22 protein-coding genes are annotated in these 19,978 nt (G+C 65.6%); 12 read left to right on the top strand and 10 right to left on the bottom strand.

Going from position 1 to position 19,978, the window contains the following annotated elements; all coding sequences use genetic code 11:
- Window positions 1–134: 134 nt before the first annotated feature.
- The 4 genes from ACOMD9_RS16460 (at window position 135) to ACOMD9_RS16475 (ending at window position 3,387) form a co-directional block, all read left to right on the top strand.
- Window positions 135–413, top strand: coding sequence for a hypothetical protein (locus ACOMD9_RS16460; protein ID WP_421417041.1), 279 nt, complete (start codon window positions 135–137; stop codon window positions 411–413).
- A 90-nt stretch (window positions 414–503) separates the two neighbouring features.
- On the top strand, window positions 504–1,070 hold the full coding sequence (locus tag ACOMD9_RS16465; RefSeq protein WP_421417042.1) for a DinB family protein: 567 nt from the start codon (window positions 504–506) through the stop codon (window positions 1,068–1,070).
- A 1-nt stretch (window position 1,071) separates the two neighbouring features.
- Complete coding sequence (locus ACOMD9_RS16470; protein WP_421417043.1) at window positions 1,072–1,557, top strand: DUF302 domain-containing protein; 486 nt, start codon at window positions 1,072–1,074, stop codon at window positions 1,555–1,557.
- Between the two features lie 417 nt (window positions 1,558–1,974).
- Window positions 1,975–3,387, top strand: a complete 1,413-nt coding sequence (locus tag ACOMD9_RS16475) for a DcaP family trimeric outer membrane transporter (RefSeq protein WP_421417044.1) — start codon at window positions 1,975–1,977, stop codon at window positions 3,385–3,387.
- A gap of 145 nt (window positions 3,388–3,532) precedes the next feature.
- Here ACOMD9_RS16475 and ACOMD9_RS16480 read toward each other — a convergent pair whose 3' ends face one another.
- Together ACOMD9_RS16480 and ACOMD9_RS16485 are read right to left on the bottom strand one after the other, a co-directional pair.
- Entirely contained in the window at window positions 3,533–3,766 is a 234-nt protein-coding gene (locus tag ACOMD9_RS16480) for a zf-HC2 domain-containing protein (protein WP_421417046.1), read from the bottom strand.
- Window positions 3,763–4,353: a sigma-70 family RNA polymerase sigma factor gene (locus tag ACOMD9_RS16485; protein ID WP_421417047.1), complete on the bottom strand. Its 591-nt coding sequence runs from the start codon at window positions 4,351–4,353 to the stop codon at window positions 3,763–3,765. Before ACOMD9_RS16485 ends, ACOMD9_RS16480 begins: the two co-directional genes overlap by 4 nt.
- Window positions 4,354–4,608: 255 nt before the next feature.
- Here ACOMD9_RS16485 and ACOMD9_RS16490 point away from each other — a divergent pair, with 255 nt between their 5' ends.
- From ACOMD9_RS16490 to ACOMD9_RS16500, 3 genes are read left to right on the top strand one after another with little or no spacing between them, the layout of a single operon-like run.
- Window positions 4,609–4,923, top strand: a complete 315-nt coding sequence (locus ACOMD9_RS16490) for an EthD family reductase (protein ID WP_421417049.1) — start codon at window positions 4,609–4,611, stop codon at window positions 4,921–4,923.
- A gap of 50 nt (window positions 4,924–4,973) precedes the next feature.
- Window positions 4,974–6,014 carry a DUF3179 domain-containing protein gene (locus ACOMD9_RS16495; RefSeq protein WP_421417050.1) on the top strand — a complete coding sequence of 347 codons (1,041 nt, stop codon included), beginning with the start codon at window positions 4,974–4,976 and terminating at the stop codon, window positions 6,012–6,014.
- Window positions 6,011–6,568 carry a hypothetical protein gene (locus ACOMD9_RS16500; protein WP_421417052.1) on the top strand — a complete coding sequence of 186 codons (558 nt, stop codon included), beginning with the start codon at window positions 6,011–6,013 and terminating at the stop codon, window positions 6,566–6,568. Before ACOMD9_RS16495 ends, ACOMD9_RS16500 begins: the two co-directional genes overlap by 4 nt.
- Window positions 6,569–6,683: 115 nt before the next feature.
- Here the strand turns inward: ACOMD9_RS16500 and ACOMD9_RS16505 are convergent, their stop codons facing one another.
- Together ACOMD9_RS16505 and ACOMD9_RS16510 are read right to left on the bottom strand one after the other, a co-directional pair.
- Window positions 6,684–6,881 carry a zf-HC2 domain-containing protein gene (locus ACOMD9_RS16505; RefSeq protein ID WP_421417054.1) on the bottom strand — a complete coding sequence of 66 codons (198 nt, stop codon included), beginning with the start codon at window positions 6,879–6,881 and terminating at the stop codon, window positions 6,684–6,686.
- Entirely contained in the window at window positions 6,878–7,492 is a 615-nt protein-coding gene (locus ACOMD9_RS16510; protein ID WP_421417055.1) for a sigma-70 family RNA polymerase sigma factor, read from the bottom strand. Before ACOMD9_RS16510 ends, ACOMD9_RS16505 begins: the two co-directional genes overlap by 4 nt.
- 252 nt (window positions 7,493–7,744) lie before the next feature.
- On the opposite strand from ACOMD9_RS16510, the gene ACOMD9_RS16515 reads away from it, so the two are divergent.
- Window positions 7,745–8,158, top strand: a complete 414-nt coding sequence (locus ACOMD9_RS16515; protein WP_421417057.1) for a hypothetical protein — start codon at window positions 7,745–7,747, stop codon at window positions 8,156–8,158.
- Between the two features lie 98 nt (window positions 8,159–8,256).
- Here ACOMD9_RS16515 and ACOMD9_RS16520 read toward each other — a convergent pair whose 3' ends face one another.
- The 6 genes from ACOMD9_RS16520 to ACOMD9_RS16545 all read right to left on the bottom strand — a co-directional run bounded on the left by ACOMD9_RS16520 (window position 8,257) and on the right by ACOMD9_RS16545 (window position 14,471).
- Window positions 8,257–8,886 carry a TIGR04282 family arsenosugar biosynthesis glycosyltransferase gene (locus tag ACOMD9_RS16520; RefSeq protein WP_421417058.1) on the bottom strand — a complete coding sequence of 210 codons (630 nt, stop codon included), beginning with the start codon at window positions 8,884–8,886 and terminating at the stop codon, window positions 8,257–8,259.
- Window positions 8,876–9,565: a TIGR04283 family arsenosugar biosynthesis glycosyltransferase gene (locus tag ACOMD9_RS16525; RefSeq protein ID WP_421417059.1), complete on the bottom strand. Its 690-nt coding sequence runs from the start codon at window positions 9,563–9,565 to the stop codon at window positions 8,876–8,878. Before ACOMD9_RS16525 ends, ACOMD9_RS16520 begins: the two co-directional genes overlap by 11 nt.
- A 209-nt stretch (window positions 9,566–9,774) precedes the next feature.
- A complete protein-coding gene (locus tag ACOMD9_RS16530) occupies window positions 9,775–10,410 on the bottom strand; it encodes an ATP-binding cassette domain-containing protein (protein WP_421417060.1) in 636 nt (211 codons plus the stop codon).
- The gene (locus ACOMD9_RS16535) at window positions 10,407–12,104 is read right to left on the bottom strand and encodes an ABC transporter permease (protein WP_421417061.1); all 1,698 of its coding nucleotides are present in this window, start codon (window positions 12,102–12,104) and stop codon (window positions 10,407–10,409) included. The genes ACOMD9_RS16530 and ACOMD9_RS16535 overlap by 4 nt, the downstream gene beginning before the upstream one ends.
- Before the next feature lie 46 nt (window positions 12,105–12,150).
- On the bottom strand, window positions 12,151–13,359 hold the full coding sequence (locus ACOMD9_RS16540) for an ABC transporter substrate-binding protein (RefSeq protein WP_421417063.1): 1,209 nt from the start codon (window positions 13,357–13,359) through the stop codon (window positions 12,151–12,153).
- The gene (locus ACOMD9_RS16545; RefSeq protein ID WP_421417065.1) at window positions 13,353–14,471 is read right to left on the bottom strand and encodes an aminoglycoside phosphotransferase family protein; all 1,119 of its coding nucleotides are present in this window, start codon (window positions 14,469–14,471) and stop codon (window positions 13,353–13,355) included. Before ACOMD9_RS16545 ends, ACOMD9_RS16540 begins: the two co-directional genes overlap by 7 nt.
- A gap of 264 nt (window positions 14,472–14,735) precedes the next feature.
- On the opposite strand from ACOMD9_RS16545, the gene ACOMD9_RS16550 reads away from it, so the two are divergent.
- The 4 genes from ACOMD9_RS16550 (at window position 14,736) to ACOMD9_RS16565 (ending at window position 19,930) form a co-directional block, all read left to right on the top strand.
- The gene (locus tag ACOMD9_RS16550) at window positions 14,736–15,449 is read left to right on the top strand and encodes a hypothetical protein (RefSeq protein ID WP_421417067.1); all 714 of its coding nucleotides are present in this window, start codon (window positions 14,736–14,738) and stop codon (window positions 15,447–15,449) included.
- 215 nt (window positions 15,450–15,664) lie between these two features.
- Entirely contained in the window at window positions 15,665–17,170 is a 1,506-nt protein-coding gene (locus ACOMD9_RS16555) for an NfeD family protein (protein ID WP_421417068.1), read from the top strand.
- Window positions 17,171–17,226: 56 nt separating this feature from the next.
- A complete protein-coding gene (locus ACOMD9_RS16560; protein ID WP_421417069.1) occupies window positions 17,227–18,030 on the top strand; it encodes a slipin family protein in 804 nt (267 codons plus the stop codon).
- A 409-nt stretch (window positions 18,031–18,439) separates the two neighbouring features.
- Window positions 18,440–19,930, top strand: a complete 1,491-nt coding sequence (locus ACOMD9_RS16565; protein ID WP_421417071.1) for a SulP family inorganic anion transporter — start codon at window positions 18,440–18,442, stop codon at window positions 19,928–19,930.
- Window positions 19,931–19,978 lie beyond the last annotated feature (48 nt).

The raw sequence follows: 19,978 nt of genomic DNA on the forward strand, positions 1-19,978 counted from the left end.
GGAAGATTCACGAGCAGAGGGTGGCACCGCTTGAAGGCGGTGACACCGAGGAGAAGCCAGCCGCGACGGCTGCCTTCATTGCATGACGACATGCTGTCGCATGTCGCCCATTCGTCATCACGGAGGTCATGATCATGACACTGCACGACGAGAAGCGTAGAAGCCTGCTGAGTCGGCTCAGCCGCCAGTTCGGTTATGCGGCCCCGGCAATGGTGCTGGTGGCCAGTGGCGCGGCCTTCCAGGCCGTGGCCAGCGAGACGTCGACCGAGCCGGCCTTCACCAGCGGCCAGGAAGCCCCCCTGATGCTGGCGGAGGCTCATGAGGCAGAAGCCGAGGCCGAGGCAGAGGGTGAAGCCGAAGGTGAAGGTGAAGGCGAAGCCGAGGGTGAGGCCGAAGCCGAAGCCGAGGGGTAACCGATCCTCGGGCCCCTGAGCGGGTGGCCGGGCCGGACGCCACAGGCGCCGGCCGCGGCTTCCCAGGTTGCGATCAACAGGTGAACCGCCATGTCGCACATAGCACACAGGTCAATTCCGCCACGGGAGGGGCTCATCGAGGAGAACCTCCTGGCATTGTCGCAGTTGAGGAGTATCGTCGGCGATCTGGCGCCGGAGCACTACCGACAGGCCTTCGGCCCTCACGGTCACCATACGCTCGGCAAGCACGTTCGCCATATCATCGACCATTACGACGCCCTGCTGGGTGGGCTGGAAGTCGGCGGTGAGGTCATCGACTACGAGCACCGCCGCCGCGACGAGGTCCTCGAGCAATGGCCGCATCAGGCGGCTGGTCGACTGGGCGCCATCGAGGCCGCGTTGACCGCGCTGGTCGAGCGTGGCGTGCCGGAGCGCCAGGGACTCGACTACCCCGTCGGCGAGGCGTCGTTGACGCTCGAGACCAGCCTGGGTCGTGAACTCGCCTTCCTGACCAGCCACACCATCCACCATATGGCGATCATCGGCCTGCTGGCCGAGCAGCTCGGCATCACCCTGCCCGAGACGTTCGGGGTCCATCCTTCCACCCTGCGACACTGGCAACGTGAGCAGGGCCCGCTATCGGCAAGGAGCGCCTGAGATGACCCGGATGATACTGGCGACATGGCTCATGGCACTCTGGCTGGCCGCACCCGTGACGGCGGACACCCCTTGGCCCGAGCAGGGCTGGAAGGTGATCCCCACGTCATTCGCCTATGCCGAGCTGCTGGACGCCCTGCATGCGGCCGTGGAGGCCGAGGGCATGTTCGTCGTCACGGAAGCCGGGCCCACCGAGGCCGCGGCCAGGCGTGGCGAGTCGATTCCCGGTAATCGGGTGGTCGGCGTCTTTCGCAACGATTTCGCCGTGCGCACCCTGCGCCTCAGCGTCCCCGCCATGATCGAGGCGCCCATCCGCTTCTACGTCACCGAGAACGAGGACGGGAGCGCAACCCTGTCCTGGAAGGCCCCGAGCCATGTCCTGGCCCCCTATGTCGAGGAGGGCGGCGAGGAGCTGGCGGAAATCGGCCGCGAGCTCGATGTCGTGTTCGAGGCCATCGCGAGGCGGGCGGTGGAGGATGAAGAGTAGCTCGCCACCGTTGCAGTGCCCGCGACACCCGGAGAGGGGATGATGGCCCGGAATGAGGTCGTCAGTTGCCCGCCCGTCGAAACGCCATCGTTATCGGTATCTTGATCCGAAGCTATGGCGATCTGCTGTTCGCTTGACCACATGCGGTCGTCGGAGTCGCCCCCAGGGCCTCTCCATGTGATCGATACGGTCACCCGGGAATATATCGAGATAATTAGTCATGAGCTTGATGATCAAGATCTCCATTGAGCCATCAGGCCATGTGATGATGCATGCTGATCGAATTATTGGTGTCTTGTTTTCCAATAGTAAAGGGGTTGTCTTGTCATATTTATGGAGGGTTGTTTCTTAATAAAGTTTGCATCGTTCCTGTAAGAGCGGGCTCCCTTTTCTGACTCAGTAGTGTGACCTCCTTGCATGAAGGAGGCGCGGGAATTGTCGAGATCAAGTGATTCTCGGCAAGACAGCTATACCGACAGGAAAAGGGAGACCATCATGGATAATTCACACGAAAACAAGCGCGCGTCAGTCCTGCGGTTCTCGACGGGTGCCACTGCCCTGATGCTTGCCGCCATGAGCGTGCCTGCCGTGGCCCAGGATGCGACCATCGACCAGTTACGCAGCCAGATGCTGGAGATGCAGCGTCAGATCGAGCGACTCGAGAGCCAGCAGGCGCAAGCCCGACAAGCACAACAGCAGGAAGCCGAGGAACGAGAGGCCTTGGCATCGAACGTGGTCACGGGAGGGGATACACCAGGCAGCTTCAAGGTGCCGGGCACCGATACCTCGGTCCAGATCGGCGGCTATATCAAGCTGGATGCGATCTATGACCTCGACCAGGACCTGGGTGACAGCCTGTTCGTTGACGGTATCGATACCTCGGATGACTCGAGCGATGCCTCCTTTCGCGCCCATGCCCGCCAGTCACGACTGTTCGTCAAGACCTCGACACCGACCGCATTCGGGCCGGCCACTACCCATCTGGAAGGGGACTTCTTCGGCGGGGGCGGCAACGAGGTGTTCTCCAACTCTCGCGGCTTTCGCCTGCGACATGCCTATGGCGAGTGGAACGGCCTGCTGGCCGGCCAGACCTGGAGCAACTTCATGCATTTCACCGCTTACCCCACTACCGTGGACTTCGATGGTCCGGTGGGGGTGAGCTTCGTTCGCCAGGCTCAGCTCCGTTACACGCTGCCACTGGGAGCCAGTGCCCTGTCCTTCTCTGCCGAGAACCCCGAAGCGACGGGCTTTGCCGGGCCTCGTGACACCGCCCCGGACCTGACGGCCCGTTATCACTGGAACGGGGATAATGCAGAGGTGGAGACCGCGGCGCTGGTCCGTCGGCTCAAGGTGGATGATGACGCCGCCAATGACTCGACGACGGGATACGGCCTGATGCTGGCCGGCAATATCGGTGTCGGTCCGGATACCACCTTGATGGCTGGTGCCATCTATGGAGACGGTATCGGCCGCTACCTGTACACGGCCAGTGGCAACGCTGACGGCACTGAAGGGATCGGCGAGGCTTTCGTCGATGCCGATGGCAACCTGGAGACGATCGAGGCCTACGGCTTCAACGTGGCCGCGCAGCAGCAGTGGACCGACAAGTTCACTTCTGTCCTCTCCTATGGCCAGGTCAGGGGGGACCGTCCCGGTGATCTCTTCCCGAACTCGACTCGCAAGCTGGAGAGTATCCACTTCGGTCACTTCTACCAGGTGACGGATCCGGTCACGCTGATGTTCGAGGTATCACACGGACGGAAGGAGATCCAGAGCCGGGATTCGGAGGATAATACCCGGCTGCAGTTCGCGGCCCAGTACAACTTCTGATCATCAGTGGTAAGGTGCCATGACTGTCATGGGCGAGGAGATCTCGCCCATGTCGACCGTGTCACCTGATCACCAGGGATTGCCCGGGATCGATCCCCGGCCACCTTCCCTTGGGGTGATCCAGGGGGAGTCATTCGATACGCTTTCATGACCTGTCGTCTCCCCCGTGTTCTGTATCGTCGAGCTGCCTTTCGAGCGATATCTCGAAATGTCTTCCGGTCTGATGAAGCAGCCTGAACTGCTGGTTGCACTGGCTACAGGCACTGCACATGGCGAGATGCAGCTTGAGGGAGAGTTTCTCCTGGAATGTCAGTGAGGTGTCGAGCTGCCTGGACATCAAGCGAGTCGCCTCTTTGCACATCATCATCTTGAACATCATGCGTTCTCCTTGAGCCAGTCCCGTTCGATGCAGGCGCGAAGGCGTAATCTTGCACGGTGAAGAATCACCCAGCAATTGCCCTGCTTCAGGCCCGTTTCACGACAGATATCCTCGGCCGACAGCCCCATCAGTTCACGCAGGGAAAATACCCGTGCCGCCGTTTCGGGAAGGGCGGTCATGCAGAGGTCGAAGACCTGCCAGAACCTCTCGCTATGCAGCGTCGTCTCCGGGTTTCCCCAGTCCGACGGCCTTGCCTCCTGTTCCCAGCGGCCGTTCTGCTGGAACTGTCGATCGATGGCCGCCTCGTCCAGCTCGTTGTCCAGCGGTTGCCACCAGCCATCACGTCGCTGGGCTCTCAGGGCATCGAGGATCTTGTACTTGAGGATACCGAATACCCAGGTTTCGTACCCGGAACGCCCGGCGAAGGTGTCGTCCTTCTCGATGGCCGCTGCAATCGCTTCCTGCACCGCATCCTCGGCCTGTGCCAGGTCGCGAAGCTGCAGGCGGGCGAAAGATACCAGCCGGGGCCTGACTGCCACCAATCGCTGAATGCGGTCCTGGGTCCCCTCCAGAGTGATCTGGTTCATGTCGTCTTTCCTGTCTCGGCTGGTGTCCGCGGGAGCGAACCAGCGTGGAACGGAATCCGTGGGGGTTCAGTCGTCAGGCCTGTCCCCTCCTTACATCCCCTTCCTCATCGACGACCGACGTCTGCCGGTGATCCCCCGTCAGATGTAATGAAGCTGGCGATTCTCCCACCAAGTCATGAGGGGCCAGGGTGGCAATGGACACCCGGATGGCCCGCCTGCCGCTGCTGGATGCAGTGATGACGGAGGATCTCAGTGATGATCGAGGTACTGGTGATGTATCCGAATCGGGATGGCATGCGCTTTGACGATGACTATTACCTTGGCGAGCATGCCGCCCTGGTGAAACGCTTGTTGCAAGGGTACGGATTGAAATTCATGCGTGTGGACCAGGGAAGTGACCCCAAGTCCCCTTACTGCTTCGTGACCCATCTCGGGTTCGAGTTTCTCGGCGCCTTCCAGTCCGCCATCGATGCCGTGGGGAGTACCCTCTTCGAGGATATTCCCCGCTTCACCGATACGGAACCACTGATTCAAGTCAGTCATGTGGTAACGGAACAGTATCTGGAATGATGTATTGCGCCCGTGACAAGGTCGCCTGGTGGCGGGAGGAGGAGAATGCCATGCCAGCCTGTGAACTGCGCCTTTCCGTGTTGAGTCTCGCCCTGGGGCTCGCGTCGCTGTCACCCGCACTCGCGGCGCCGCCCGGCCTGGATCCACCATCGGTGCCGGTGGCGTACTCCTTCGAGGCGTTCCGGGAGGCAGTACGCTCGGGAGGGCCCGGCAAGGACGGAATCCCGTCCATCGATCGCCCCCGCTTTCAGCCAGCCGGAGAGGCGACGCTGGAGGAGGGCGACAGGGTCATCGGTGTCTACTACCGTGGCCAGGCCAGGGCCTATCCCCAGCGTATCCTGGTGTGGCACGAGATCGTCAACGACGAACTGGGCGGCGAGGCTCTGAGCATCACCTACTGTCCCCTGACGGGCACCGCGCTGGGCTTCAAGCGTGGCGAGACCGACCTCGGCGTCTCCGGCAAGCTGGTCAACAGCAACCTGGTGATGTACGACCGCGCCACCGACAGTGAATGGCCGCAGATCCTGGGAGTGGCCATCGACGGGCCCCTGGAGGGCCAGGGGCTGGAGGAGTTCCGGGTGTTCTGGACCACCTGGGGGGCCTGGCAGGCGCGCCATCCCGAAACCGAGGTGCTGACCGACGAGACCGGCTTCGTGCGCAACTATCGACGCGACCCCTACGGGAGCTACAACCCGCTCGGCGGTTATTATGCCCCCGACAGCCGGCGGCTCTTCCCGGTGATGAACCGCGATGATCGTTTTCCGCCCAAGACCGAGGTCTTCGGCCTGCGTGGTCCGGAGGGCGCCCTGGCCATCACCCGTGAATCGCTGCGCGAGGAGGGCGTGGTGGATGTCGCGCTGGGCGAGCGTCGCTACACCGTCATTCATGATCCGGAGCTGGACACCGGCTGGGCCTTCCACAATCCCGGGGGCGTCGAGATCCAGCCGGCAGGGCTCGATTATACCGCCGAGGGCGTTTCCGGGCCTGGCATCGACTCGCTCGAGGCCGTGAATGGCTTCGAGGCCATGTGGTTCGCCTGGGCTGCCTTCTACCCGGACACCCATCTGTACGAGGGGCGGGAGGTGCCATGAGACCGCTGGCCCGGCTCATCCTCAGGATGCTGTCGCGTCCCGCCACGTTCGTCGCCGTGAGCGGGTTAATGGCCGCCTACATGCTGCTCTACCTGTGGTTGACCGGCGACATCGCCGGGGGAGGCTCGGGGGGCTGGCAGGCGGACTTTCCCGCCTGGCCGCGGGCCTTCCAGACGCGGGGTCCGTTCCAGTTCGAACCGGTGGGGCTGATCGGCCTGGGGGCACTGGTGTGGACCTTCAGCCCGCTCAATACCCTGATCGCCGCTGGCCTGGGATTCCTGGTGGGATCGAGCGTGGTGGCCGGCTGGTGGCTCTGGCGAACACCCCGGCAGTGCGGTCTGGGCGGGACGGGCACCGGCCTGCTGGGCGCCGTTCCGGCGTTGCTGGCCGGCGGGGCCTGCTGTGCCCCACTGGTACTCATCTGGCTCGGGCTGCCGATCGCCGGCACCCTGGCGAGCCTCGCCCCGATGCTGATCCCCGTGGCCGCCCTGTTGCTGCTGGGTGGCCTGTGGGGCATGGCTCGGCGACTCGAGGCGTTGAACCTGATGTCGTGACTTGCCGGTCGTTCCATGCTTGACGACGCTTGAGATTCATCCGAAGGAGGCAATCGCATGTTCAAGACACCATTTCGGCTGGCGCTCCTGATCCTGCCCAGCTGGCCTCCGGCGATCAGCGGGCATCGTTCTCCTGCACCTCCGGCGTGTGGCGTCGCCCCGCCTCATGCAGCAGGTCGAACTGCCGGTCGCATTGCCGGCAGGCGCCGCACATCGACAGGTGCAGGTGCAGCGAGAGTCGCTCCCGGAACGTCAGGTGGCGATCCTGCTTGAGCGACATCAGGCGGGTCGCCCCCTTGCACATCATCATCATGCGGGCTCCTCTCTCAGCCAGCCCTTCTCCAGGCAGGCGCGCAGGCGCAGCCGGGCCCGGTGCAGGATCACCCAGCAGTTGTTCTCCTTGATGCCGATCTCCCGGCAGATCTCCTCGGTGGAGAGCCCCATCAGCTCACGCAGCGAGAAGACCCGGGCCACGTTGTCCGGCAGCGCGATCATGCAGGCATCGAAGACCTGCCAGAAGAGCTCGTTCTCGAAGATGGTCTCCGGCTCCCCCCAGCTGGCGGGGCGGGCTGCGTCCTGCCAGCGGCCGTTCCGCTGGAACTGGCGATCGATGGCATCGTCGTCACTCTCCTCTTCCAGCGGCTGCCACTTGCCCTGGCGCTTCTGGGCGCGCAGCGTGTCGAGAATCTTGTACTTGAGGATGCCGAAGACCCAGGTCTCGTAGCCGGAGCGTCCGGCAAAGGCGTCATCCTTCTCGATGGCGGCCATCAGTGCCTCCTGGACGGCATCCTCCGCCAGGGCGTTGTCACGCAAGTGCAGGCGAGCGAAGGAGAGCAGCCGAGGTCGTACGGCCGTCAGGCGTTCCATGCGTGTGACCGGTTCGGTCATGCCGTCGTCCCCCTGGAGGATCGTCTCGTCCGTCATGTGGTGTTCGCTCCCGAGTCATGCTGTCAGGGGTCGTGCCGGTTCGTCCATTATGGCAAGACACCCCGTCTTTGTCGTTGCATTCCCTCTCCGGATTACACTCCATCGAAGATGATTCTGGAAAATGCATAGTGCCAAACCATCTTCATGGTGATGAACTACCGAGTAAGAAAATGTCCCTTTCCTCTACCAATAACCAAGGAATCACAATACGTGATCCTGAACATGAACCATCCATGAGGGAGAGGAAAAATGAAACGCACAACCACTATCGCAACAGTCGTAATGACGGGAATCCTGACCCTTGGGCTGACCGGCCAGGCTTCCGCCATGCTCAACAATGGCTCCTTCGATCTGGTGGAGGGCAATACGCCTTCTCAACGGTTTACCGGTGTCGATCATTACCGGGTAAAGTTGGATGACCCATCCCATATCACGGTCAGAAGCCGTGGAATGAACAGCGGGGGGGCTCCCCATAGTGGCCTGAGGGCAGTGCTGCGTGATGGCAACGGTAATATCGTCACTCAGACCCATAGAAGGGGTGGAGATTTCATCATCAACGAGCGTCTCGATGCGGGTGAGTATGTGCTGGAAGTCCACCCCAACATGTTCGGTGGGCGCGCCGATACCAGTGACCACTACTACCTCAATACCCGTATCGAGTGAGCGTGAAGGGGGTGTCAGTTGGCCATCGCCAGGCGGCATGCCTGGCGATGTTCCGTGTGGCGTCGGTTCTCGCGGATCGCTCATCGTTGAAGGCTTCATCAGTGGACGGCGGCCCCGGCGAGGAGCGGAAAAGCGTGCATTAGCCTGTCGAGATCCGCGGGGCGGTCCACGTCCCACACCTCGGCAGGGCAGGTCAGTTGCCAGCCCATTGCGGCGGCACGCTGTCGGGTCTGGGCCATCACCCGTTGCGTGCCCCAGTCGATGGCGGCGAAGAGTCGAGGGGAGGGGCGTCGGGTACCGACCAGCGCATAACCGCCGTCCTCGGCCGCCAGGAAGACGGCATCCGCCTGATCCAGGGCCTCTCGGCAGCGGTGCAGCAGCGCCGGCGTGAGCACGGGGCAATCGCTGCCGATCAACAGGCCCGGCCCGGGCGTGGCGCTCAGGGCATGGTGCATGCGCGCCCCCAGGTCACCCTGCGGCTGCGCGCGCAGCTCGATACCGTGCTGGCTGGCCAGCTCGAGGAACAGCGGATGGGCATGATCCAATGCCGTCCACAGGGTGATCCGGTGGGCGGCGGTGGCATCGGTGGCGACCTCGAGGGTATGACGCAGCAGGGCAGCATGCAGCCGGGCGGCGCCTTCGGCACCGAGCACCGGGATCAGCCGGGTCTTCGTCTCGCCGGGGATCGGTGCCTTGGCGAGAATCGCCAGGGGGAAGTCAGCGGACATGGCGGTACTCACGGGCCAGCGTCTCCGGTGACTCGCCTCGCCAGTAGCGCCAGCGCAGCTCCCACATGAGTCGCATCGTCGCCCAGGCACCCTGCTGTTCCCAGCGGCGGCCACTGCTCACCACCCGGTGGCGCAGGCAGGCGGGGGAAGAGAGCCGTTTGAGTCGACGTGACATTTCGATGTCCTCCATCAGGGGTTGCTCGGGAAAGCCGCCGACACGGGAGAATGCCTCGCGGGTCATGAAGAGTGCCTGGTCACCGGTCGCGATACCGGTGAGCCGTGACCGGACATTCATGGCCATGGCGATGACGGGCAGCATGGGGTGTTGTCCGTCGAGACGGATATCGAAGCGTCCCCAGCAGTGAGTGCCCGCCAGCGCCCTGTCGATCATGAGATCGGCGCGCTGCGGCAGCTGCGTGTCCGCATGCAGGAAGAGCAACTGGCTGCCCCTGGCAGCGTGGGCCCCGATGTTCATCTGCACGGCCCGCCCGGGCGGGGCCTCGATGACGCGAGTGGCTACGGGACAGGCCCTGGCGAGGGTGTCGTCTCGGCTGCCGCCGTCCACCACGATGATCTCGACACCACACAACCACAGGCCCAGCAGCCGATCGAGCCGGGCCTCGATGGTGGCGGCCTCGTTCAGGGTCGGAATGATCAGGCTCAGCCGGGGCTGGCGCATGGCATGTCTCCCCACAGTCATCGGATTCCCTTGGTCGCTGTATCCATGCCGTGCCTTACGCGGATACCGCCGCCGGCACTACAGCCTGTCAACGCCCCGTGACTTCGATCTCTCGCCCTGTTTCGAGATCGTCAAGCCCCGGCTGGTCGAAGGCTTCGACCCCTATCGCCTGCGCTGGCACGCGTCGCCCGGGGTGTCGGTCGACAGGCTCAATGGCTGAGTTCGATCACCCGGCCGCCGGCATCCTCGGCGTCTTCCCGGTCGTGGGTGACCAGCAGGCTCGGCAGGCCGGCCTCGTGCAGTCGGGAGAACACCAGCTGGCGCATCTCGTGGCGCAGGTGGGTGTCGAGCTTGGAGAAGGGCTCGTCGAGCAGCACGGCGCAGGGCTGCGACAGCAGCAGGCGCATCAGCGCCACCCGGGACTTCTGGCCACCGGAGAGCGTCGCGGGATCGCGCTGGCCGAAGCCCGTCAGGCCGATCTGCGCCAGGGCTTTTTCGACCCGCCCGGACTTGTCGGTGGCCGACCTCGGCAGCCCGAAACGCAGGTTGCCGGCGACCGAGAGATGGGGAAACAGCAGCGGGTCCTGGAACAGCAGGCCGATGCCGCGCCGCTCCGCCGGGAGGGAGGTGATGTCTCGGCCGTCGAGCAGCACCCGTCCGCTGGCCTCGAAGTCCGGAGCCAGGAAGCCGGCCAGGAAGGCGAGCAGGGTCGACTTGCCGGAGCCCGAGGGGCCCATCACGGTGAGCACCTCGCCGGGACCCACCTCGGCGTCGAGCTCGAGCAGCGTTACCCCGTCCAGGGCGATGCGGACCCGTTCCAGGGTCAGGGCGTAGTGGTGGTTCATGGTGCGCCTCGCATGCCGCGGCGGTGGGACCACAGCAGTCGCGGCAGGCCCACGGCGATGATGAAGCCCACCAGCGGCAGGCTGGCCTGGACCAGGGCCCAGACGCCGATCAGCCGGCGGTTCCCCCCGGTGGCCAGCGACACCGCCTCGGTGGTCACGGTGGGCACCCGGCCGGCGCCCAGCAGCTGGGTGGGCAGGTACTGGCCGATACTGACGGCGAGCCCCACGGCAGCGGCGGTGAGCATCGGTGCCAGCAGCATGGGCAGCCGTACCCGCCAGAAGGCGCCGTTGCGTGAGCCGCCCAGGCTGAGGGCCAGCTGCGACCAGCGCGGGTCGAAGCGCCGATAGGCCTCCGAGAGCGACAGGAACACATAGGGCAGCACGAACAGCAGGTGGCCGAAGATCACCAGGCCATGGGTCGGGCGCATGCCCAGGGACTCCATCACCACCACCAGGCCGAACAGGAAGGCGATCTGCGGCACGATCAGCGGCAGGTAGAGCAGCCCCAGCGTCGAGACCACCCGCCCCTGGGCCGGGTGGTGGCCGGTGCGCTGCTCGTTCTCCAGCGCCGCCAGCACCAGGACCAGGGCGATCAGGGTCGCGGCGATGGCGATCAGCACCGTCGAGGCCAGCGGTCCCGACAGGGCGGGCAGGGCGCGCAGCCAGTGGACGAGGGTAAAGCCCTGGGGCAGGGCATCGGGAAATCGCCAGAAGCCGGCCACGGAATGGAGCGCCAGGCTGCCGATGCCGACGAAGGCGGTGAGGGTGGTCAGCAGGATCAGCCCCTTGCCGGCCAGGCGCAGCGGCCGCTCGCCGCGCCGGCGCCCGCCGTGCGCGATCCAGCGCCGCCCCAGGCGGGCGACCAGGCACTCCAGGCACCACCAGGACACGAGCGCCGCGGTGGTGACGCCGAGCTGCAGCACGGCACCGGCCGAGGCCATGAAGCGCCCCGACAGGTCGGGGTCGTGGAACCAGGTGAGGATCGACACGGCCAGCGTCGGCGGCAGGGTGGGGCCGAGGATCAGCGCCACGTCCACCACCGAGGTGGCGTAGGCGATCACCGCGTAGACCGGCAGGCGGATCAGCGGATAGAGCGCCGGCAGCACCACCTTGAGCCAGGCGATGGCCGGGCGGTAGCCCAGCGAGCGGGCCATGGCCAGGCGCCGCTCGGGATCGAGCTGGGGCAGGGCGGCGAGGCTCATCAGCAGCAGGAAGGGGATCTCCTTGATGACCAGGCCGGCCATCAGCGACAGCCCCCAGGGGTCCTGGACGATCAGCGCATCCGGCGGGCGCTCCCAGCCGGTGAGCCCCGGCGAGAGCAGCCGCGCCACCAGACCGGAAGGGGCGATCAGGAAGGCCAGGCCGAAGGCGGCGGCGGCGTGGGGAATCGACAGCAGCGGCGAGACCATGCGCCGGATCCAGCGGTCCAGCCGGCTGCCCGAGGCGCCGGCCAGGAACAGCAGCACCACGGCAAGCGACAGCGCGGTGGTGGCCAGGCCGCTGGTGAAGCTCACCGCCACCGAGCGCGCCAGGCCGGGCTGGGCGAACAGCTCTTGCCAGGGCGCCAGGCCGAACTCGCGGCCGCCCAGCGCCGGCAGGTAGCCGAAGGCGGGCAGTACCGCCATGGCCAGCCCGGCGAGGATGGGGCCGACCAGCAGGGTGACGATCAGGACCGGAACGGCGCGCAGGATCATCCCGGTCGTCCCTCGTCACCGCCTGTGGTGCAGCGAGCCATCGTCATCAGTTACGTACATAGCGCTCGAGCCAGGCCTTCTGCAGGGCCGTCATCCAGCTCGGGTGAGGTTCGGGAAGTGTCTGCCTCAGGGCGCCGGGAGGCAGCATGGCCGGGTTCTCCTCGTCCAGGGCGAAGAGCGCTCGTGACTGCTCATCGAGGCGCGTCACGTCGAGCACGGTACGGTCACCCCACACCGACAGGTCCTGCTTGTGGGCCTGGGCCTCCGGGGAGAGCAGGAAATCGGCGACCACCATGGCGCCGGCCTTGTGGGGCGAGTTGAAGGGGATGGCGACGAAGTGCACGTTGCCGAGGGTGCCGCCCTTCAGCACATAGCTGCGAGTGGAGGGGGGCAGCTCGAAGTCGGCCACCGCGGCGGCCGGCTCCGAGGGGATGAAGGTGAAGGCCAGCGCCAGTTCGCCGTCGCCCATCAGGTTGCGCAGTTCCGGTCCGGTGGCGGGGAACTGCCGCCCGCTGCGCCACAGGTGGGGGTGCAGGGCGTCCAGGTAGTCCCACAGGGGGGCGGTGACGTCCGCGAAGTCGCGCTCCTCCACCGGCGCGTAGAGCGCCTCGTCGGCATCGGTCAGGGCGATCAATGCCTGCTTGAGGAAGGTGCTGCCGGTGAAGTCGGGGATGCGGGGATAGGTGAAGCGGCCGGGGTTGGCCTCGGCCCACGCGAGCAGCGCCTCGATGTCACGGGGCGGGGCCTCGAGCTCCGCACTGTCATGGTAGAAGGTGATCTGGGCCTTTCCCCAGGGCGACTCGTAGCCCTCGGTGGGCAGGGTGAAGTCGGTGACCACCTCGGGGTTGTGCTCGGGGTGGGTGAGCGCGAAGTTCGGCAGCCGCTCGGCGAAGGGGCCGAACAGCAGGTCGGCCGCCTGCATGGCGGCGAAGTTCTCGCCATTGATCCAGATCAGGTCGATGCTACCGTCCTCGCGGTTGCCGGCGGACTTCTCGGCCAGCACCCGGGACACCGCGGAACTGGTGTCGTCGAGCTTCACATGCACCACCGTCACCCCGTACTCGTCCTGCATGCGCCGGTCGACCCACTCGATATAGCGATTGGTGCGGGTGTCGCCCGCCCAGGCGTTCCAGTAGACGGTCTGGCCGCGGGCCTCGTCGAGCACGGCGTCCCAGTCGGCGGGATCGGGGGCGGCGTGCAGAGGAGCGGCCAGCAACAGGGCGAGGGAGGAAGTGGCGAGGGTGCGACTCAACATCGAAGGGGATCCTCGTTGAATGGTTGATCCGTCGTGGTCTTCAGCGCGTCCTCGAGGGCGCGGAATTCCTGCTGCACATGGGCGATGGTCGACAGGGAAAGGTAGTGGTCGACCCGGTCACGGACGTGGGCGATCAGGGCATCGTCGCTGAGCTCGGCAGACCAGTCCTCGCCGCGGGCGGCGGCATCGCGCTCGCGGCGGTGGCTGGCGCGCCATTTGGCGCACCAGGTCAGCGACCACAGCCACATGGCCCGGCGGCAGGCCAGCAGGGTTGCCGGGTCGCCGTCGAAGCCGGTGGCCGAGATCCAGCACCGATAGAACCCGGCGACATCGGCCGGCGTGAGTACTGCCCGGCTGTTCAGGTCCCAGGTGGTCGAGGTGTAGAGGCTGGCGTGGGCCAGGTCGAAGCCGGGCAGGCCATAGCGGCACTTCTCCAGGTCCACCAGCACTGCGCGGCCGGAACGGGTGACCAGGAAATTTCCCGGGTGCGCGTCGAAACTGATCAGTCGGGGAGCGGCGCCGGGCAGCCGTCGCGGCAGCGCGGCGAGTTCGACCTCGATGCATCGGCGCGTTGCCGGCGAGAGTTCGGCAGCCTCCAGATAGCGTGCCTGGGTGGCGATCTCCTCGAGCGTGGCGGCCCAGGGGTCGCCCGGGCTCTTCAGGGGCTTGCGTTGCTCGGCCGGTGGCACTTCCAGGGCATGCAGGCCGGCCAAGGCCTCGGCGATGGCCGGAAGGTCGTCCGGCAGGCGTGCCGGGCGGCCGCGAATGGCACTGACCAGCAGGCCGCCGCGGGGCAGTTCGGCGCACGGGGCGAGCACGCCGTGCAGCGCTGGGGTATGTCCGCTCTCGCTCGCCCGGGCGAAGCAGGCCGCCTGGTAGTCGAGGTTGGCCCGGGCACCCAGGCCCAGCTGGCTCTGCTTGGGCAGGCGGGCGACCCAGTCGATGGTATCGCGCACCAGCCAGACATGGTGATGGGCGAGGCCGGTGTCGGCCATCAGCTGCATCGAGTGGATCGCGGCATGGTGGCCGGACCGGGTCAGCGCCGCTGCCAGCCGGTCGCACAGGTCGTGTCGTGTCTCCTGGGAGGTGGCAGGGAAAACATTGTCCGGCATGGCCTTCCTCGCAATCTGGATGGTCGGTGAATGGGTGGTCGGACGAGTGCCGGCTTCCTTACACCCCAGGAGGGCGACACGGCGATGACGCTTCGGGATGGTCTCCTGCCATGCCGTGATTCCCGGTGCTGTAAGTAATCGTTGCCGGTGCCTACCAAACCAGACCGTCAGGCAAGAGGCGGTGCGACATGCCCCTTGGGTCGCCAGGGGAATGGCGCGATAAACAGGAACCCGACATGACATGTCATCATGGAGGTAGTAACCATGTCACAGCATGACGACAAACGCCGCAGACTGCTAGGTCGCCTGAGCCGGCGCTTCGCTTACACGGCGCCGGTACTGGCGCTGGTGGCGGGCGGCGCGGCCCTGCAGGCGAATACCTCGACCGATGCCGGCTTCTCCTCCGTTGCCGAATCATCCTTCCTGCTCGCCAGTAATCACGCCGAGGCAGAGGGAGAAGCCGCAGCCGAGGCCCAGGGAGAGGCTGAAGCCGAGGCCGAAGGGGAAGCCGAAGCCGAGGGAGAAGCCGAGGGCGAGGGGGAAGCCGAGGCCGAGGGGGAAGCCGAGGGCGAGGGAGAAGCGGAGGTCGACACCAGCGCAGTCCAGCGCCCGGACGACTATATCCCCGGCTACAGCGAGACGGACGAGAACCCGCAGGAGTTGCTGGCACAGGGCGAGGAGCTCTATTACGACACGTCGTTGAGCACCAACGGCCTGTCCTGCGCCAGCTGCCACGGAAGCGATGGCAACGACATTGGCTACAATGCCACGTTCGAGCAATCCTTCCCCCATCAGGTGGCCATGGCCAGCAACCAGTTCGGCATGGACCAGGTGCATGCCGACGAAATGACCCAGGTCTGCATGGTCGCGCCCATGGAGGCCGAGCCGCTGGAGTGGGGGGGCGAGGCCCTGACATCGCTCGCGGCCTACATGGTGGAGGTACAGCGTCGTTTCGCCGGTGAACCCCACGATCTCTGACCCCGGGAAGGGATGTTCGCCCCCACCGGTGCCGCCCCGCGGCACCGGTGTTCCCCCTGTCCCCGGTTCCTGTCGAACGCTTCGCTCACTGCATGCCGTCGAGTGATGGCTGTTGCGGTAACGATCCTCTTCTGCCTACGCTGATATCGGCAAAGGCTGAACCAGGGCGCGCCATCGCGACTCTCAAGGGCAGAAGACGCAGGGCAGGGCATGACATGACGAGCGGACTCCACAGGGCCATGGCCAGGCGCATCCTGCTGCTGTTCAGCCTGCTGTGCCTGGTGCTCGGCGGCCTGCTGGCCTGGCAGGCCCAGGCCCAGCAGGAGGAGCGGACGGCCCTGGTGATGACCATCGACGGGGCCATCGGTCCGGCCATCGGCGACTACTTTCAGCGTGGACTGCGCAAGGCCGACGAGGGCAACACCGAACTGGTGGTGGTGCAGATGGACACCCCCGGCGGCCTGGATGCCTCCATGCGCAGCATGATCCGCAGCATGCTCAACTCCCCGGTACCGGTGGCCATCTATGTCTCACCCAGCGGCGCGCGGGCGGCCAGCGCCGGTACCTACCTGCTCTATGGCAGCCATGTGGCGGCGATGGCGCCGGCCACTCACCTCGGCTCGGCGACACCGGTGCAGATCGGTGGTGGTGGCCTGCCGGGACTGGGTGACGACGATGACGACAACGGCGATGGCAGCGGCGTCCGCGCGGACGAGAGCGACGAGGAGGGTTCCGCCAGCGGTGACGATGATGCCGCCACCAACGGCGACGCCGCCGACGTGCCCGAAGATGACGAGACCAGCGGGCAGGCCGAGGACGGGCCACGCCGCGGCGAGTCGGCCATGGAGCGCAAGGTGCTCGAGGATGCCGTCTACTACATCCGCAGCCTCGCCGAGCGCCACGGCCGCAACGCCGACTGGGCCGAGGAGGCGGTGCGCGAGGCGGTCAACCTGACCTCGCGCGAGGCCCTGGAACTGAACGTCATCGATGTGGTGGCTCGCGACATCGACGATCTGCTGGCGCAGATCGACGGCCGCACGGTGGTGATGGAACATGGCGAGCGGACGCTGGACACGGCGGACCTGGTCATCGAGCGCTTCGATCCGGACTGGCGTACCGAACTGCTCTCGGTGATCACCAACCCCAATGTCGCCTACTTCCTGATGATCATCGGCTTCTATGGCCTGATCTTCGAACTGTCCAACCCGGGCAGCCTGGTGCCGGGCACCATCGGTATCATCTGCCTGCTGCTGGCGCTTTTCGCCTTCCAGGTGCTGCCGGTCAACTACGCCGGCCTGGCGCTGATCCTGGTGGGAATGGGGCTGATCGTGGGCGAAGCCTTGATGCCCAGTTTCGGCATATTGGGAATGGGCGGCATCGTCGCCTTCGTGATCGGATCGGTGATGCTGATGGATGCAGAGAACCTGAGGATCTCGCTGCCGATGATCGGTGGCATCGCCCTGCTGGCGTCGGTGCTGATGCTGTGGGTCATGACCCGTTTCGTGGGCCTGCGACGGCGTCCGGCCAAGACCGGCCAGGAAGAGCTGGTGGGCAGCGAGGCCAGGGTGCTGGAGGACTTCGATGGCAGGGGCCATGTGAGGCTGATGGGCGAACGGTGGCGTGCCAGCAGCGCGGTACCGCTGCGCAAGGGGCAGGTCGTGCGCGTGGTCGGAGTCGAGGGGCTGACCGTCGAGGTCGAGCCCCTGGAGCAGGGTGTCTGAGCCTCATCCACCGGGTCCGGTTGGAGAGGGTCGCAAGCTAGCCAAGGAGACAGACCATGATGATTTCCTATCTCGTTCCGGTAGTGCTGCTGTTCATGCTGATCGCGGCCTCGATCCGCATCCTGCCGGAGTACAAGCGCGGCGTGGTGTTCTTCCTCGGCCGTTTCCAGGCCGTCAAGGGGCCTGGCCTGATCATCGTCATTCCCGGCATCCAGAAGATGGACGTGGTCGACCTGCGGGTGATCACCATGGACGTGCCGGAACAGGACGTGATCTCCCAGGACAACGTCACCGTCAAGGTCAATGCCGTGCTCTACTTCCGCGTGGTGGACCCCGAGAAGGCGATCATCCAGGTGGAGAACTTCGTCAACGCCACCAGCCAGCTGGCCCAGACCACCCTGCGTTCGGTACTCGGCAAGCACGACCTGGACGAGATGCTCTCCGAGCGCGACAAGCTCAACGACGACATCCAGGAGATCATCGACAGCTCGGCCGAGAGCTGGGGCATCAAGGTGGCCAACGTCGAGATCAAGCATGTCGACCTCGACGACAGCATGATCCGCGCCATCGCCCGCCAGGCCGAGGCCGAGCGCGAGCGGCGAGCCAAGGTGATCCATGCCGAGGGCGAGCTGCAGGCCTCCAAGAAGCTCGTCGAGGCCGCCAACGTGATGTCGGAGAACTCGGGGGCCCTGCAGCTGCGCTACCTGCAGACCATGAGCGACATGAGCAACAAGAACGCCTCGACCATTGTGGTGCCGCTCCCCATCGATCTGGTGGAAGCCTTTCGGGAGATGAAGGCCTCCCCCGCGGCCCGGACACGCACCGGCAAGGCGGCACCGGATGGCGGTGACGACGCCTGACCCGGCCTGTGCCGCGCCCACGCGGTCGTGGCATCCCTCCCCATGGCGGCCCAGGGATGCGGCGCAGCATGAACTCTGCTAGAATTCGCGCTCCTTTTTCGGGAGCGCTCGCTGAATAGCTCCCCGTTGATGCAGAGCAAGGGAAACGACTGCACGTGATGACTCCCCTGGCAGGGCTGGCCACGCCGCCCTAGCGTCCCCTCCTGATTCGCGCCTCGGTGCCGCCGTCACGGCGGTGTCACGGCCGGGCATCACGCTGATGCTCCGGGCGCCCTGCGCCCATCCGGCGAGTTCTTGCCCTTCCCCGTCGTACCCTGTGTGGCCCCTGCCGGGGGAACGGGGAAGCCTTGCGGTCGCTGCACCTCCTGGCGCCTGACGGCATGACAATCACCCCCGACTGGATCCAAGCATGTACGAAAAAATGAAACTGAGTTGGTTTTCCAACTTGAAGGGCGACACCCTGGCCGGCATCGTCGTGGCCCTGGCACTGATTCCCGAGGCGATCGCCTTCTCGATCATCGCCGGTGTCGACCCCAAGGTGGGTCTCTACGCCTCCTTCGCCATCTGCGTGATCATCGCCTTCACCGGCGGGCGCTCCGGCATGATCTCCGCGGCCACCGGCGCCATGGCGCTGCTGATGATCACCCTGGTCAAGGAGCACGGCCTCGAGTACCTGCTGGCGGCCACCCTGCTCACCGGGGTGCTGCAGATCCTGGCGGGGTATCTCAAGCTCGCGGAGTTGATGCGCTTCGTCTCGCGCTCGGTGGTCACGGGCTTCGTCAACGCCCTGGCGATCCTGATCTTCATGGCCCAGCTGCCGGAGCTGACCGGCGTGACCTGGCACGTCTACGCCATGACGCTGGCCGGCCTGGCGATCATCTACGGCTTCCCCCTGGTGCCGGTGATCGGCAAGGCGATCCCCTCGCCGCTGGTCTGCATCGTGGTGCTCACCGCCGTCTACATGATAACCGGCATGGAGATCCGCAGCGTGGGTGACATGGGCGAACTGCCGGACAGCCTGCCGGTCTTCCTGTGGCCTGAGGTGCCGCTCAACCTCGAGACCCTGATGATCATCCTGCCCTACTCGCTGATGCTGACCGTGGTGGGCCTGCTGGAGTCGATGATGACCGCCACCATCATCGACGACCTGACCGACACCCGGAGCGACAAGAACCGCGAGTGCAAGGGGCAGGGCATCGCCAATATCGGTGCCGGCCTGCTCGGCGGCATGGCGGGCTGCGCGATGATCGGCCAGTCGGTGATCAACATCAAGTCCGGCGGTCGTCGCCGCATGTCGACCCTGATCGCCGGCGTGGCGCTACTGCTGATGGTGGTATTCCTGGCCGACTGGGTATCGCAGATCCCCATGGCCGCCCTGGTGGCGGTGATGATCATGGTGGCCATCGGCACCTTCAGCTGGAGCTCCATCAAGGATCTCAGGAAGCATCCGATGAGCACCAACTTCGTCATGGTCGCCACCGTGGTCGTCACCGTGGGGACTCACAATCTGGCCATCGGCGTCTTCGTCGGCGTGCTGCTCGCCGCCATGTTCTTCGCCAACAAGGTGGGCAATATCCTCTACATCGGCAGCGAAGAGGCCGACGAGGGCAGCCGCCGCATCTACAAGGTGGTGGGCCAGGTGTTCTTTGCCTCCTCCGAGCGCTTCGGCGACGCCTTCGACTTCAAGGAGACCGTGGAGAAGGTCACCATCGATCTCTCCCGCGCCCACTTCTGGGATATCACCGCCGTGCAGACCCTGGACCGCGTGGTGATCAAGTTCCGCCGCGAGGGCACCGAGGTCGAGCTGATCGGCCTCAACGAGGCGAGCGCCACCATCGTCGACCGCTACGCGGTGCATGACGACCCCGAAGCCGTCGAGAAACTGATGGGAGGTCACTGAGATGACCGAACAGGTAATGGCCGCCATCGACGGCTCGAAGTTCTCGGA

The organism is Halomonas terrestris, assembly GCF_049166755.1.
GTDB lineage: Bacteria > Pseudomonadota > Gammaproteobacteria > Pseudomonadales > Halomonadaceae > Halomonas.

Bases quoted from the DNA above. Each gene is read 5' to 3' on its own strand.
- ACOMD9_RS16470 (WP_421417043.1), top strand. From the start codon at position 1,072: ATGACCCGGATGATACTGGCGACATGGCTCATGGCACTCTGGCTGGCC.
- ACOMD9_RS16555 (WP_421417068.1), top strand. From the start codon at position 15,665: ATGACGAGCGGACTCCACAGGGCCATGGCCAGGCGCATCCTGCTGCTG.
- ACOMD9_RS16525 (WP_421417059.1), bottom strand. From the start codon at position 9,565: ATGCGCCAGCCCCGGCTGAGCCTGATCATTCCGACCCTGAACGAGGCC.
- ACOMD9_RS16560 (WP_421417069.1), top strand. From the start codon at position 17,227: ATGATGATTTCCTATCTCGTTCCGGTAGTGCTGCTGTTCATGCTGATC.
- ACOMD9_RS16535 (WP_421417061.1), bottom strand. From the start codon at position 12,104: ATGATCCTGCGCGCCGTTCCGGTCCTGATCGTCACCCTGCTGGTCGGC.
- ACOMD9_RS16515 (WP_421417057.1), top strand. From the start codon at position 7,745: ATGAAACGCACAACCACTATCGCAACAGTCGTAATGACGGGAATCCTG.
- ACOMD9_RS16520 (WP_421417058.1), bottom strand. From the start codon at position 8,886: ATGTCCGCTGACTTCCCCCTGGCGATTCTCGCCAAGGCACCGATCCCC.
- ACOMD9_RS16460 (WP_421417041.1), top strand. From the start codon at position 135: ATGACACTGCACGACGAGAAGCGTAGAAGCCTGCTGAGTCGGCTCAGC.
- ACOMD9_RS16500 (WP_421417052.1), top strand. From the start codon at position 6,011: ATGAGACCGCTGGCCCGGCTCATCCTCAGGATGCTGTCGCGTCCCGCC.
- ACOMD9_RS16495 (WP_421417050.1), top strand. From the start codon at position 4,974: ATGCCAGCCTGTGAACTGCGCCTTTCCGTGTTGAGTCTCGCCCTGGGG.
- ACOMD9_RS16550 (WP_421417067.1), top strand. From the start codon at position 14,736: ATGTCACAGCATGACGACAAACGCCGCAGACTGCTAGGTCGCCTGAGC.
- ACOMD9_RS16540 (WP_421417063.1), bottom strand. From the start codon at position 13,359: ATGTTGAGTCGCACCCTCGCCACTTCCTCCCTCGCCCTGTTGCTGGCC.
- ACOMD9_RS16545 (WP_421417065.1), bottom strand. From the start codon at position 14,471: ATGCCGGACAATGTTTTCCCTGCCACCTCCCAGGAGACACGACACGAC.
- ACOMD9_RS16480 (WP_421417046.1), bottom strand. From the start codon at position 3,766: ATGATGTTCAAGATGATGATGTGCAAAGAGGCGACTCGCTTGATGTCC.
- ACOMD9_RS16475 (WP_421417044.1), top strand. From the start codon at position 1,975: ATGAAGGAGGCGCGGGAATTGTCGAGATCAAGTGATTCTCGGCAAGAC.
- ACOMD9_RS16510 (WP_421417055.1), bottom strand. From the start codon at position 7,492: ATGACGGACGAGACGATCCTCCAGGGGGACGACGGCATGACCGAACCG.
- ACOMD9_RS16465 (WP_421417042.1), top strand. From the start codon at position 504: ATGTCGCACATAGCACACAGGTCAATTCCGCCACGGGAGGGGCTCATC.
- ACOMD9_RS16565 (WP_421417071.1), top strand. From the start codon at position 18,440: ATGTACGAAAAAATGAAACTGAGTTGGTTTTCCAACTTGAAGGGCGAC.
- ACOMD9_RS16530 (WP_421417060.1), bottom strand. From the start codon at position 10,410: ATGAACCACCACTACGCCCTGACCCTGGAACGGGTCCGCATCGCCCTG.
- ACOMD9_RS16505 (WP_421417054.1), bottom strand. From the start codon at position 6,881: ATGATGATGATGTGCAAGGGGGCGACCCGCCTGATGTCGCTCAAGCAG.
- ACOMD9_RS16485 (WP_421417047.1), bottom strand. From the start codon at position 4,353: ATGAACCAGATCACTCTGGAGGGGACCCAGGACCGCATTCAGCGATTG.
- ACOMD9_RS16490 (WP_421417049.1), top strand. From the start codon at position 4,609: ATGATCGAGGTACTGGTGATGTATCCGAATCGGGATGGCATGCGCTTT.